Below are 13,260 nucleotides of genomic sequence, written 5' to 3' on the forward strand. Positions count from 1 at the left end.
TGGGTGTGTTTCAAGCCACCCCCCGTGAGAAGCGCGCCCCGGCGACGGCGAGAGCCGGGTACACCGGGGGGGGTGCCGTGACCCCCCTGTCGAGTTGACGGAACGACGGAAGGGCCCGCGGCCGGAGCCGCGGGCCCTTCCTGGGACGCCGTGGGGGTCAGGCCGCGGCCGACTCCCGGACCTCGGCGAAGTGGCAGGCCGACTCGTGGGCGGCCGGGCCCTCCAGCGTGGTCGGGATCGCCAGCAGCGGGACCTCCTCCGCGCAGCGGTCCTCCGCCTTCCAGCAGCGGGTGCGGAACCGGCAGCCCGACGGCGGGTTGGCCGGCGAGGGGATGTCACCGCTGAGGATGATCCGCTCGCGGGACTCGCGGGCCGTCGGGTCCGGCACCGGCACCGCGGACAGCAGCGCCTGGGTGTACGGGTGGGTGGCGTTCTCGTAGATCTGCTCGTCGGTGCCGATCTCGACCATCTTGCCCAGGTACATCACGCCGACGCGGTCGGAGATGTGCCGGACGATGGAGAGGTCGTGCGCGATGAACATGTACGACAGGCCGAACTCGCCCTGCAGCTGCTCCAGCAGGTTGATCACCTGCGCTTGGACGGACACGTCCAGGGCGGAGACCGGCTCGTCGCAGATGATGATCTCCGGCTTGAGCGCCAACCCCCGGGCGATGCCGATGCGCTGGCGCTGGCCGCCGGAGAACTGGTGCGGATACCGGTTGATGTACTCCGGGTTCAGGCCCACGACGTCCAGGAGGTCCTGGACGGCCTTGCGGCGGTCGCCCTTCGGCGCCACCTCGGGGTGGATCTCGAACGGCTCCCCGATGATGTCGCCGACCGTCATGCGCGGGTTGAGCGAGGTGTACGGGTCCTGGAACACCATCTGGATGTTGCGCCGGACGGCCTTGAGGGCCGCGCCGCTCAGCGTGGAGATGTCCTCGCCCTTGAACAGCACCTGGCCGGAGGTGGCCCGCTCCAGGTTCATCAGCACCTTGGCCAGCGTGGACTTCCCGCAGCCGGACTCGCCGACGATGCCGAGCGTCTCACCCTTCGTCAGGTCGAAGCTGATGCCGTCGACGGCCTTGACCGCGCCGACCTGCTTCTTGAACAGGACGCCCTGGGTCAGCGGGTAGTGCTTGACCAGGTCCTTGACCTCCAGGATCTTCTCAGCCATGGAGGGTCTCCTTCCAGAGGTGGCACGCGCTGCGGCGGCCGGTGAGCTCCGCGCCGTCCTCGTCGGTCACGTGGTGCAGTGCCGGGGCCTCGGTGCGGCACAGATCGGTGGCGACGTCGCAGCGGGGGTTGAACGCGCAGCCGGCCGGGACCTTCAGCAGGTTCGGGGGCAGACCCTTGATCGCGTACAGGTCCTGGCCCTTCTGGTCCAGGCGCGGGATCGAGCGGAGCAGGCCCTTGGTGTACGGGTGCGCGGGGCGCGCGTACAGCTCGTGCACCGGGGCGGTCTCGACGATCCGGCCCGCGTACATCACGGCGATCTTGTCCGCGACGTCGGCGACCACGCCGAGGTCGTGGGTGATCAGGATCAGGCCCATGTTGTACTCGGCCTGCAACTCCGCGAGCAGGTCCATCACCTGGGCCTGGACGGTCACGTCCAGGGCGGTGGTGGGCTCGTCGGCGATGATCAGGTCAGGCTGGAGCGACAGCGCCATGGCGATCATGATGCGCTGGCGCATGCCGCCGGAGAACTGGTGCGGGTAGTCGTTCACCCGCTGCTTGGCCGCCGGGATGCGCACCCGGTCCATCAGCTCGATGGCCTTGGCCTTCGCCTCGGCCTTGGAGGCGCCCTGGTGCACCCGGAACATCTCGCCGAGCTGGTAGCCGACGCTGAGCACGGGGTTGAGGGAGGACAGCGCGTCCTGGAAGATCATCGCGATCTTCCGGCCGCGGATCTTGCGCCGCTCCTCGTTGCTCATCTTGAGCATGTCCTGGCCGCGGTACAGGATCTCGCCCTGGGTCACCTTGCCCGGGGGCATGTCCAGGATGCCCATGATGGTCTGCGCCGTCACGGACTTGCCGGAGCCGGACTCGCCGAGCACGGCGAGGGTCTCGCCGGCCGCGACGGAGTAGTTGACTCCGTTGACGGCCTTCGCGACGCCGTCCCGGGTGTGGAACTCCACGTGGAGGTCCTTGACCTCCAGGAGCGGGGTTCCGACTTCGAGACGGTCGCTCTTCTGGTTGTTCTCGATCACGGTGGTCATCGGGTCGTCACCTCTTCTCTCAGCGGAGCTTCGGGTCGAGGGCGTCGCGCACCGCGTCGCCGAGCATGATGAACGCGAGCACCGTGATGCTCAGCATTCCGGCCGGGAAGAACAGGGCGAACGGAGCCGTACGGATCACCTTCTGGGCCGAGTTGATGTCGATGCCCCAGGAGATGGTGGGGTCCTGCAGACCGATGCCGAGGAAGCTCAGCGTCGCCTCGGTGGCGATGTAGCCGCCGAGCGCGATGGTGGCGACCACGATCACCGGGGCGATCGCGTTCGGCAGGATGTGCTTGAACAGGATCCGGCCGGTGCCGGCGCCGAGCGCCTTGGCCGCCGTCACGAAGTCGGCCTGCTTGACCGTGATCACCGAACCGCGCATGACACGGGTCATCTGGGTCCAGCCCAGGGCGACCAGCGCGAAGACGACGCTCCAGACCGTGCGCGAGGTGAAGGCGTTCAGGATCACCAGCGAGCCGAGCAGCAGCGGGATGCCGAAGAAGATGTCGGTGACGCGGGAGATGATCGTGTCGATCCAGCCGCCGAAGTAGCCGGCCAGCATGCCGGTGAGCCCACCGATGATGGTCACGCCCACGGTGACGCAGATGCCGACCACGACCGAGGCGCGGGCGCCGTAGACGACGCGGGCGTAGATGCTGCGGCCCTGGAGGTCGTAACCGAACCAGTCCGCCTCGAAGAAGTGGCTGTAGTTCGGCTTGGTCAGGTAGTGCAGGCGCAGGTCGCCGGCCCGCGGGTCCACCGAGGTGAACAGGCCCGGGGCGACCGCGATCACGATCAGCAGCAGGATCAGCAGCGCGGAGATCACGAAGATCGGCTTGCGGCGCAGGTCGTGCCAGGCGTCGGAACCGAGGCTGCGGGCCTTCTCCGGCTTGGCGGCCTCGGGGGCCGTGCGCTGCGCCGGGATCTCCTCGGCGGTCTTCTTCTCGGTCAGGTCAGGCATAACGGATCCTCGGGTCCAGGACCGCGTAAAGCAGGTCGACGATCAGGCCGGCGGCGAGGTACACGAGCACCAGGAAGGCCACGAAGCCGGAGACCGTCGCGCCCTCCTTCAGGTTGATCGCGTGGAAGAGCGCGTTGCCGACGCCCTTGACGTTGAAGATGCCCTCGGTGACGATCGCGCCGCCCATGAGGGCGCCGAGGTCGGTGCCGAGGAAGGTGACCACCGGGATCATCGAGTTGCGCAGCAGGTGGGTGCCGATCACCTTCCGGCGCGGCAGGCCCTTGGCCACCGCGGTCCGGACGTAGTCGGCCTTGATGTTCTCGGCTATGGAGGTACGGGTGAGACGCGCGACGTACGCCAGCGACAGGGATCCGAGGACGACGGCCGGCAGCACCAGCTGGGTGATGTCGTTCGAGTCCTGGACCGTCGGGGTGACCCACTTGAGGTTGTTCGCGAAGATCGTCTGGAAGATGAAGCCCAGCACCGGGACCGGGATGGAGATCAGCAGCAGGGTGAAGACCAGCGCGCCCTTGTCGAACGACTTGCCGCGGCGCAGACCGGCGAACAGGCCGATCGCCACACCCAGCACGATCTCGATGGCGAACGCGAACAGCGCGAGCCGGATGGTCACCGGCAGCGCCTCGGTGATCTTGTCGATCACCGGACGTCCGTCCAGGGCGGTTCCGAAGTCGCCGGTGAGCAGCTTGCCCATGTAATCGGTGTACTGACCGATCAGCGGCTTGTCGAAGCCCATCTGGTGCCTCAGGGCGGCGAGCTGCACCGGGTCCGGCGCCTTGTCGCCCCACATCGCTGCCACCGGGTCACCCGGCAGCGCGTGCACCATGAAAAAGATGAGTGCGGTCGTTCCGAGGAACACCGGGATCATCTGGAGCAGTCGCCTTGCGACAAAGCGCCCCATCGTGCCTCCATGTATGACTCTGCCGGGCCCGTCAACCCGGCCAGAGATAAGTCGGCGTGCCAACGGCCGGTGCCAGTCCTCGCCCTTGTGGGGATGGGACGGGCACCGGCCGCTGTCACCGGGTCAGGCGGTGCCGACCGATTACTTCTTCTTCTTGACCTCGACGTCGGTGTAGACCGGGTCGCCGAAGGAGTTGAACTTCACGTTCTGGACGTTGTTGGAGTAGCCGGAGTTGGTCTTGTAGTACCAGAGCGGGATGGCCGGCATGTCCTTGGCCAGAACGGCCTCGGCCTGCTGGTAGAGGTCGGCGGTCTTCTCCACCGAGGTGGCGGCGTCGGCCTCGTGGGCCAGCTTGTCGAACTCCGGGCTGGAGTAGCTGGCGTCGTTCGCGGCGGCACCGGTGCCGTACACGTCACGCAGGAAGTTGGCGTTGAGCGGGTAGTCCTGCACCCAGCCGGTCCGCATCATGCTCGGGACCTGCTTCTTGGTGATGATGTCGCGCGAGGTCTTGAAGTCCGGCTTCGGGTCGCCGAGGCACTCGACGCCGGTGGCCTGGCGGATCGAGTTGCAGACCGCGTCCACCCACTCCTTGTGACCACCGTCGGAGTTGTAGAGGATGGTGATCTTGTTGCCCGGGACGCCGCCGCCCTCCTGGATCAGCTGCTTGGCCTTGGCGGGGTCGTACTTGCAGGCGTCGCCGCAGGTGCCGGCCTTGTAGCCCATGACACCCGGCGCCACGAACGAGTCGGCGGGCTGGCGGCTGTTGTTCAGCACCGTCTTGGTGATGGTGTCGCGGTCGATCGCCATCGACAGGCCCTGGCGGACCTTGGCCTTGCCCGGGTCGCTCCAGTCCGCGTTGTACATCGCGAACGAGATGTTCTGGATCGCGCCCTGGGCCTGGTCGACCGCGCGCTTGCCCAGGTCGTCCTTGTACTTCGGCAGGTCGGTCGAGTCGACCTGGTCCAGCACGTCCAGCGTGTCGGACATCAGGTCCTTGTACGCGGCCTCGGGCGAGGTGTAGTTGCGGAAGACGATTCCGCCGTTCTTCGCCTTGTTGCTGCCCTGGTACTTGTCGTACGCGGCCAGGGTGACGGCCTTGTTGTGCTCCCACGAGACGAACTTGTAGGGGCCGTTGCCGACCGGCTTCTCGCCGTAGCCCTTGGGGTCGGAGAAGAACCCGGTGGGCAGCGGGAAGAAGGCCGAGTAACCCAGCTTGTACGTGAAGTACGAGACGGGGGCGGTCAGTTCGATGGTGAAGTGGGTGTCGTCGACGACCTTGAGGCCGGTCATCTCCTTGGCAGTCGGGTCGCCCTTGTCCGGGTGGACGGCGTCGTAGCCGGCGATGTCGGAGAACCAGTCCGAGTTGATCTGGTTGTTCGCCGGGTTGGCCGACCAGTTCCACGAGTCCACGAAGGACTTGGCGGTGACCGGGGTGCCGTCGTGGAAGGTCCAGCCGGACTTCAGCGTGACGGTGTAGTTCTTGGCATCGGTGGTCTCGATCTTGTCGGCCACCTGGTTGCGCAGGGCACCGGTCGCGGGGTCGTAGTCGACGAGGCCCGTGAAGAGCTGCTTGACGATACGGCCGCCCTGGTTCTCCATGGCGTTGGCCGGCTGCAGCGGACGCTGCGGCTCAGCGCTCTGGTAGCTGAACGTGCCCGAGGGGTCGACCGCGGCGCTGTCCGAGCTCCCGCTGGAGGAGTCGCTGCTGCCGCTGCTGCTACAAGCAGTCGCGGCGAGCGCGACAGCGACAGCTGCGACAACCCACTTGGCCTGGCTCACACCACGCATCGGTGTGCCTCCTGAATTCGACGTTGCAACGAGGAGGGCACCACGGAACGGTTGTCACCGGGCCCGCAATGCCGTCCGCGCTCGCGGTTTCGGCGCGCACCCCTGCGCGTTCACCCTTGACCCGAGCCTGACTGGCTCCACTATCCGTCACGCACGGACACGAAAGTGACCAGTGACGATCTCAATTAGGTCACATGAACAGTCGGTAAGTTTCGAAAACCGGACATTTGAGACATAGCCAGACAGGCACAAGACGGACAGTCGTCACGGATGACGAACTGTCACGTCCGCTCAGCGGACACCCGGGTGTGATGAGCGCTATTCCGTTAATAGCCGCCCCGACAACTTGGAGTAGTTAAAAAGTTCGCCCCCCTCTCCATAGGAAAGGGGGGCGAAGCATTCCGGCCAAAGGCCGATCAATCCGTCCGGATCACGACTTCTTGGCGCGCGACGCGGTGCGACCGCGCTCCTTCTGGTCCAGCACGACCTTACGGATGCGAACCGTCTCCGGGGTCACCTCGATGCACTCGTCCTCGCGGCAGAACTCCAGCGACTGCTCCAGCGAGAGCTTGCGCGGCGGGACGATCGACTCGGCCACGTCGGCGGTCGAGGACCGCATGTTGGTGAGCTTCTTCTCCTTGGTGATGTTCACGTCCATGTCGTCGGAGCGCGAGTTCTCGCCGACGATCATGCCCTCGTACACCTCGGTGCCCGGCTCGACGAACAGCACGCCGCGCTCCTGCAGGTTGGTCATCGCGAAGGCGGTGACCACACCCGCGCGGTCCGCGACCAGCGAGCCGTTGTTGCGGGTGGTCAGGGTGCCGAACCACGGCTCGTAGCCCTCGTGGATCGAGTGCGCGATGCCGGTGCCGCGGGTGTTGGTGAGGAACTCGGTCCGGAAGCCGATCAGGCCGCGGGACGGGACGACGAACTCCATCCGGACCCAGCCCGAGCCGTGGTTGGACATGTTGTCCATCCGGCCCTTGCGGATGCCCATGAGCTGGGTGACGGCACCCATGTGCTCCTCGGGGACGTCCACGGTGAGGCGCTCGACCGGCTCGTGGGTCTTGCCGTTGATCTCCCGGGTGACCACCTGCGGCTTGCCGACGGTCAGCTCGAAGCCCTCACGGCGCATGGTCTCGATCAGGATGGCCAGCGCCAGCTCACCGCGGCCCTGCACCTCCCAGGCGTCCGGGCGCTCGGTGTCCAGCACGCGCAGCGACACGTTGCCGATCAGCTCGCGGTCCAGCCGGTCCTTCACCTGGCGGGCGGTGACCTTGCGGTCCACCTTGGCGCCGGACTTGGCGTCCGCGCCCTTGCCGCTGCCGCCCCTGCCGACCAGCGGCGAGGTGTTGGTGCCGATGGTCATCGAGATGGCCGGCTCGTCCACCGTGATCAGCGGCAGCGCGATCGGGTTCTCGGTGTCGGCCAGGGTCTCGCCGATCATGATGTCGGAGATGCCGGCGACGGCGCAGATGTCACCCGGGCCCGCCACCTCGGCCGGCTTGCGGGTGAGCGCCTCGGTCATCAGCAGCTCGGAGATGCGGACGTTCTGGATCGAGCCGTCGCGCTTGATCCAGGCCACGGTCTGGCCCTTGCGCAGCTCGCCCTGCTCGACGCGCAGCAGCGCGATGCGGCCGAGGAAGTTGTCGGCGTCCAGGTTGGTGACGTGCGCCTGCAGCGGCGCGTCCTCGTCGTAGCTGGGGGCCGGGACGTGCTCCAGCAGGGTGGAGAAGAAGGGCTCCAGGTTGGTGCTGTCCCCGGGGACCGTGCCGTTCTCCGGCTTGGTCAGCGAGGCGACGCCGTCCCGGGCGCAGGCGTAGACGATCGGGAACTCGATCTGGTCCTCGTCCGCGTCCAGGTCCAGGAACAGGTCGTAGGTCTCGTTGATGACCTCGTCGATCCGGGAGTCCGGGCGGTCGGTCTTGTTGATGCAGAGGATGACGGGCAGCCGGGCGGAGAGCGCCTTGCGCAGCACGAAGCGGGTCTGCGGCAGCGGGCCCTCGGAGGCGTCGACCAGCAGCACCACCGCGTCCACCATCGACAGACCGCGCTCGACCTCGCCGCCGAAGTCGGCGTGGCCCGGGGTGTCGATGATGTTGATGGTGATCGGCGCGCCGCCGTCCTTGGGGTGGTACTTGACCGCGGTGTTCTTCGCGAGAATGGTGATGCCCTTCTCGCGCTCCAGGTCGTTCGAGTCCATCATGCGGTCGTCGAGCTGCTGGTGGGCCGCGAAGGCGCCGGCCTGCTTCAGCATGGCGTCGACCAGCGTGGTCTTGCCGTGGTCGACGTGGGCGACGATAGCGACGTTACGGATGTCGTTGCGCGTGGGCATGCCTAGCGGATTCTCCCGGAATCGTGGGTTACGGCGCCCGGCCGCGAGACGCGCACTTGCGGCCGCTGTCGGCCGCCGCCACCCGTTCGCCTGCTACTACCGGTCCACCCGCCGGGCATATGGACATGCCTCGGCTTTCTCCTATGGTACGGGGAAGGTCCCAGGTGGGCAGAAACGAGCAGGTCGGGCGGGACCAAGATCACAGCCGGGTCACACGCCAGCGGGCCCCGAGCGCGTCAGCGGGTCCACCCGACGTCCTGGAAGCGCGGCCATCCGAAGCCCCAGGCGCCGGCCCCGGCCAGGCCGGTCCGCACCGCCACCAGCTCCGGCCGCTGGTACAGCGGCACCGAGTGGCCGAGCTGCCAGATCCGGACGTCCGCCTCCTGCAGCAGCTCCAGCCGGGCCGCCGGATCGAGCTCGGCGGACGCCCGGTCGAACAGCCGGTCGATCTCCTCGGTCCCGCTGCGGCCGTAGTTGCCGCCCGGGTCGAGCGCGCCGTCGGCGTCCGGCCGGGGCTTGGCGTAGGCGGCGCGCTGCTCGGCCGCCGGGCTGGGACCGGCCGGCCAGGAGAACAGGGCGAGGTCGTAGTCCCCGACCGCCAGGTGGTCCTTGACGAAGGTCTCGGCGGGCGCGGTCACCGGTTTCACCGCGATCCCGGACTCCGCGAGCTCGGCGGTGAGCGCATCGGCGGTGCGCTTGGCGGTCGCCGAGCCGCCCGGGACGAGCAGGGTGAGCGCGAGTTCCCTCCCGTCCTTGGACCGGGTGCTCCGGCCGGCCGGCCGTTTCCAGCCGGCCGCGTCCAGCAGTTGCGCGGCGTCCTCCGGTCCGGCCGCGGCGCTGTTGTCGCGGTAGCCGTCCTGGCCCTCGGCGAGCAGGTGGCTGCCGAGCGGGGCGCCGGGCAGTCCGAGCGGGCCGAGCGCGGCCTCGGCGGTCCGCCGCCGGTCGACGGCCCGGGCCAGCGCCCGGCGGACCACCTGGTCGGCGAGCGGGCCGCGGGCGGCGTTGACGGTGAGCTGGGTGAGCGAGGCGGCGGCGGCCCGGTGCACCGTGATGCCGGGCAGCGACTCGGCCCGTCGCAGCGCCAGCGCCGCCGCCACCTCGGGCACCGCGGCGGGCGGGGCGGCGGCCGGGCGACTCGCTGCGGGGGTGCCCGCCGGGGAGGTGCTCCCCGAGGGGCTCCCCGAAGAACTCGCCGTGGGGCTTGCCGTCGGGGCGGGCGGCGCCGCCCGGTCCACCGCCGTGGTCAGCGGGGCGACGTCCAGCCGGTCCTGGTCCAGCGCGTCCAGCCGTCGCTCGGGCGGCGCGGCCAGGAAGTCGATCCGGTCGGCCTTCGGCCGGTCGCCCCACCAGAGCGGGTTGCGCACCACGGTGACCCGTCCGCCCTTGGCGTCGTACCGCGAAAGGGTGTACGGGCCCGCGCTCAGGTGGCTCCCGTCGGTCAGCGGCCGGTTGAAGGCCTCCGCCGTGGCGGTCTCGGCGGCCGGGTAGAGCGGCCCGAACAGCGAGCGCCACTCCGCGTACGGCCGCCGGAAGGTCACCTTGACCTCGTGCGGATCGGCGCCCGGGGTGATCGCGTCGATCGCGTCGTACCCCGCCGCCTTCCCGCCCCGGTAGGCCGGGTCCAGCCCGGACAGCGCGGCCCGCTGGGCGGCGAGGTCGGCGGCCGACAGCGGTGTGCCGTCGCTCCACACCGCGTGCGGATTGAGCCGGTAGGTGACCACCTGCGGCAGCTGCCCGGGCGAGGTGGACTCGGCGCCGGCCAGGTAGTCCGGGTCCGGGAGGAGCCGGCCGTGCTCGTCGGGCCGGAACAGCGAGGGGTACAGGGCGTGCGCGAGCAGCGCCGAGTCGGCGGTCGCGCCGCCCTGGTGGACGTTGAACGTGGCCGGGACGCCGTCCACCGCCCAGCGCACCGTGCCGCCGTCCCGGACGGCGGTGCGGTCGGCGGCCCCGACGTCCCCGGTGACGGCGGTGGGATCGGCGGAGACCGGGGCGGGCGCGGGGGCATGGCCCGGGGTCGGGCCGTCGGAGCAGCCGCCGAGGCCGGCGGCGAGCAGCAGGGCGGCGGCTGCGGCGGTGAGCTGGCGGACGCGCATGGCGGCCATCGAACGCCGCCCGGGCGACCCGGCCCACGCCGACACGGCGGTCCGCCGGGCGACTGCACCCGTACGGCCCAGACCGTGCGCGCCCTACAGCCCCAGCTCGAACCAGACGATCTTGCCCTTGGGCGTGCGCCGACTGCCCCAGCGCTCGGCCAGCAGGCTGACCAGCTGCAGGCCGCGCCCGCCTTCGTCGGTCTCCTGGGCGCGCCGCTGCCGGGGCTGGGCGTAGCCGTCGTCCCAGACCTCGCAGACCAGGGTGCGCTCGCGCAGCAGCCGCAGCCTGATCTCCCCCCGCCCGTGCTTGAGCGCGTTCGTGACCAGCTCACTGACCAGCAGCTCGGTGGTGTCGACCAGCTCCTCCAGGCCCCGGGAGAGCAGCCAGCTGCAGGCCAGTTCACGGGCCTTGGCGACGGAGGTGGGCTCGGGCGGCAGGAACCAGTTGCCGACGGCGTCCTCGGGGAAGGCGTGCACCTTGGCCATCAGCAGCGCGATGTCGTCCTCGCCGTGGTGCGGGTTGAGCTCGCCGAGGACGTGGTCGCAGAGGTCCTCCAGGTTCTTGCCCCCGTCGGCGAGGGCGGCCCGGAAGGCGCGCAGGCCCTCGTCCAGCTGGTGCTTGCGGCTCTCCACCAGGCCGTCGGTGTAGAGGCCGAGCAGGGCGCCGTCCGGCAGGGTCAGCTCGACCTCCTCGAAGGGCTCGCCGCCGACGCCGAGCGGCAGGCCGGGCGGCACGTCGAGCATCCGGGCGGGCTCGCCCGGGCCGAGCAGGACGGGCGGCAGGTGGCCGGCGTTGGCGAACACGCAACGGCGGGTGACGGCGTCGTACACCGCGTAGACGCAGGTGGCCAGGTAGACCTCGCGGGCCTCCTCGTCGGCGCTCGAGGTGAGCCGTCCGTACGCGGTGGGCGGGCCGGCCGGGACGGAGTCGTCGCCGAGGCCGCGGGCGATCTCGTCCAGCGCGCCGAGCACCTCGGCCGGGTCGAGGTCGAGCATAGCGAGGGTCCGCACCGCGGTGCGCAGCTGCCCCATGGCGACGGCGGCCCGCAGGCCTCGGCCCATCACGTCGCCGATGACCAGGGCGGTGCGGTTGCCGGGCAGCGGGATGACGTCGAACCAGTCGCCGCCGACCTCGGTGTTGTTGTTGCTGGGCAGGTAGCGGCAGGCGATCTCCAGGCCGCTGGCGGCCGGGTTGCCCGGGGGCAGCAGGCTGCGCTGGAGGATCAGCGCACGCTCGTGCTCGCGGCGGTAGAGCCGGGCGTTGTCGATGCAGACGGCGGCGCGGGCGACGAGTTCCTCGGCGATCGCCACGTCGCGGGCGTCGAAGGGCTCGCTGCCGATCGCCCGGGAGAGCTGGACGAGCCCGAGCACCTGGTCGCGGGCGACCAGCGGGACGATCAGGGTGGAGCGCAGCAGCGGATCGCGGCCCGGCTCGGGGACGACGCTGCGGCCGGTGCGCAGCGCCCGGGCGTGCGGGGAGCGGCGCGGGTAGCAGAGGGTGCCGCCGGCCTCGGCGATCGGCAGGCCGGTGATCGAGCCGAGCACCGAGGAGGCGCCGCCGATCACGCTGGACACGGCGACCCGGCGCAGTTCGCCGCTGCCGTCGGTGAGCACCGTGTCGCCGAGCCGGCCGGCGCTGGGGACGGTCTCGCCGGAGAGCAGCGCGGTGTAGAGGTCGACGGTGGCGAGGTCGCAGAACGGGGGGACGACCACGTCGAGGAGTTCCTTGGCGGTGGTCTCCAGGTCGAGGGTGGAGCCGATGTGGGCGCTGGCCTCGTTGAGCAGGGCGAGGTTGCGGCGCACGCCGTCGGCCTCGCGCTCGGCGACGTGCCGGCTGGTGACGTCGGAGACCTGCCCGGCGACGCCCATCGGCTGCCCGGCCGAGCCGTTCAGCCGGTACAGCGAGACGGCCCAGAGCCGGTTGCCCTCGCGGGTGGGGACGGCGCTGTGGAAGCGCAGGTCGAAGACGGGCTCGCCGGTGGCGAGGACCTTGCGCAGGGCGGCGGCGAGCCGGTCGGCCTCGGACGGCGGGAAGAGGTCGTGCGGGGTGAGGCCTTCCAGGTCGGCGGGGACGAGGCCCATGCCGGAGGCGAAGGCGTCGTTGACGCGCTGGAGCCGCAGCCGGTCGTCGAAGAGCACGAAGCCGGTGGGCGTCTGGCCGAAGACGGCCTCGGAGGCGGCGAGATCGGTCTCGATCCGGCGCAGTCGGCCGAGGTCCACGGCCAGGCAGGTGGCGCCCGCGGTGGGCAGGGCGCTGTCGGGCATCAGGTAGAGCTCGGCGAGGCCCTCGCCGCCGTCGGCGTCCCGGTAGGGGGTGGTGCCGACCCACTCCTCGCCGGCCAGGGTGCGCTCCAGCCGGGCGCGGCCACGCCGCCAGAGTTCGCGGGGGACGAAGGTGGAGATCGGGTCGGCGCCGACGGCTTCGGCGGCGGGAACGCCGAAGAACTCGGCGGCGCGCTCGCTCCACTGGCTGATCCGCCCGTCGGGGCCGATCGCGAAGGTGGCGACCCGGATGTAGTCGTAGATCGAGCCCGGGTCGCCGGCGCCCCACGGGCGGTGCTCGGCGTCGGGGTGGGCACCGCGGCTCCGGCCCTCCGCGCCACCGGCGGGCGGCGCGGCCGGGGCGGGCAGGTGCACGGAACCGGCCTGCCCGGGTACAGCGGCATGACCGCTGCTGCTCGGCGCGTTCCGCGCCGGAGTGCTGTTCAACGGACCGACCCCTCCAACCCGCGACCGTCCGGATGTCGAGAAGACCGAGTATTCATCATCGAGGGGTACGTTCACACGCCCTCAACATCACAACATCAGATCGGGCGAAGGTTTTTGTCCTACCGCCCGCGCAACCACAATGCCACGCTCGCGCCCCCTTCCATGGCGCGCGCTCCCCCCGGCCACCCGATGGCATATGCGGCACTGTTCCCCTGATGTTCTACTCGCGTCCCGTCCGG

8 protein-coding genes are annotated in these 13,260 nt (G+C 70.2%); all 8 read right to left on the reverse strand.

All coding sequences use genetic code 11. The features are described from left to right. Positions 1–157: 157 nt before the first annotated feature. The 8 genes from ACZ4WV_RS33565 to ACZ4WV_RS33600 all read right to left on the reverse strand — a co-directional run bounded on the left by ACZ4WV_RS33565 (position 158) and on the right by ACZ4WV_RS33600 (position 12,949). Positions 158–1,174, reverse strand: a complete 1,017-nt coding sequence (locus ACZ4WV_RS33565; protein ID WP_465752580.1) for an ABC transporter ATP-binding protein — start codon at positions 1,172–1,174, stop codon at positions 158–160. Next, complete coding sequence (locus ACZ4WV_RS33570; RefSeq protein WP_465752581.1) at positions 1,167–2,216, reverse strand: ABC transporter ATP-binding protein; 1,050 nt, start codon at positions 2,214–2,216, stop codon at positions 1,167–1,169. Before ACZ4WV_RS33570 ends, ACZ4WV_RS33565 begins: the two co-directional genes overlap by 8 nt. A 19-nt stretch (positions 2,217–2,235) precedes the next feature. Beyond that, complete coding sequence (locus tag ACZ4WV_RS33575) at positions 2,236–3,177, reverse strand: ABC transporter permease (protein WP_465752582.1); 942 nt, start codon at positions 3,175–3,177, stop codon at positions 2,236–2,238. Beyond that, a complete protein-coding gene (locus ACZ4WV_RS33580; RefSeq protein ID WP_465752583.1) occupies positions 3,170–4,096 on the reverse strand; it encodes an ABC transporter permease in 927 nt (308 codons plus the stop codon). The genes ACZ4WV_RS33575 and ACZ4WV_RS33580 overlap by 8 nt, the downstream gene beginning before the upstream one ends. Before the next feature lie 141 nt (positions 4,097–4,237). Continuing rightward, entirely contained in the window at positions 4,238–5,884 is a 1,647-nt protein-coding gene (locus ACZ4WV_RS33585; RefSeq protein WP_465752585.1) for a peptide ABC transporter substrate-binding protein, read from the reverse strand. Between the two features lie 430 nt (positions 5,885–6,314). Then, positions 6,315–8,219 (reverse strand): translational GTPase TypA, encoded by a 1,905-nt coding sequence (typA, locus tag ACZ4WV_RS33590; protein ID WP_465752587.1) that lies wholly within the window; start codon positions 8,217–8,219, stop codon positions 6,315–6,317. Positions 8,220–8,455: 236 nt separating this feature from the next. Further along, on the reverse strand, positions 8,456–10,312 hold the full coding sequence (locus ACZ4WV_RS33595; protein ID WP_465752589.1) for an ABC transporter family substrate-binding protein: 1,857 nt from the start codon (positions 10,310–10,312) through the stop codon (positions 8,456–8,458). Between the two features lie 93 nt (positions 10,313–10,405). Then, positions 10,406–12,949: a SpoIIE family protein phosphatase gene (locus tag ACZ4WV_RS33600; protein WP_465752591.1), complete on the reverse strand. Its 2,544-nt coding sequence runs from the start codon at positions 12,947–12,949 to the stop codon at positions 10,406–10,408. Positions 12,950–13,260: the final 311 nt, after the last annotated feature.

It is taken from the genome of Kitasatospora sp. NPDC029312 (assembly GCF_055569215.1).

Excerpts from the sequence above, each read along its gene's own strand:
- ACZ4WV_RS33570 (WP_465752581.1), bottom strand. The coding sequence starts at position 2,216 with ATGACCACCGTGATCGAGAACAACCAGAAGAGCGACCGTCTCGAAGTC.
- ACZ4WV_RS33585 (WP_465752585.1), bottom strand. The coding sequence starts at position 5,884 with ATGCGTGGTGTGAGCCAGGCCAAGTGGGTTGTCGCAGCTGTCGCTGTC.
- typA (WP_465752587.1), bottom strand. The coding sequence starts at position 8,219 with ATGCCCACGCGCAACGACATCCGTAACGTCGCTATCGTCGCCCACGTC.
- ACZ4WV_RS33575 (WP_465752582.1), bottom strand. The coding sequence starts at position 3,177 with ATGCCTGACCTGACCGAGAAGAAGACCGCCGAGGAGATCCCGGCGCAG.
- ACZ4WV_RS33595 (WP_465752589.1), bottom strand. The coding sequence starts at position 10,312 with ATGCGCGTCCGCCAGCTCACCGCCGCAGCCGCCGCCCTGCTGCTCGCC.
- ACZ4WV_RS33580 (WP_465752583.1), bottom strand. The coding sequence starts at position 4,096 with ATGGGGCGCTTTGTCGCAAGGCGACTGCTCCAGATGATCCCGGTGTTC.
- ACZ4WV_RS33565 (WP_465752580.1), bottom strand. The coding sequence starts at position 1,174 with ATGGCTGAGAAGATCCTGGAGGTCAAGGACCTGGTCAAGCACTACCCG.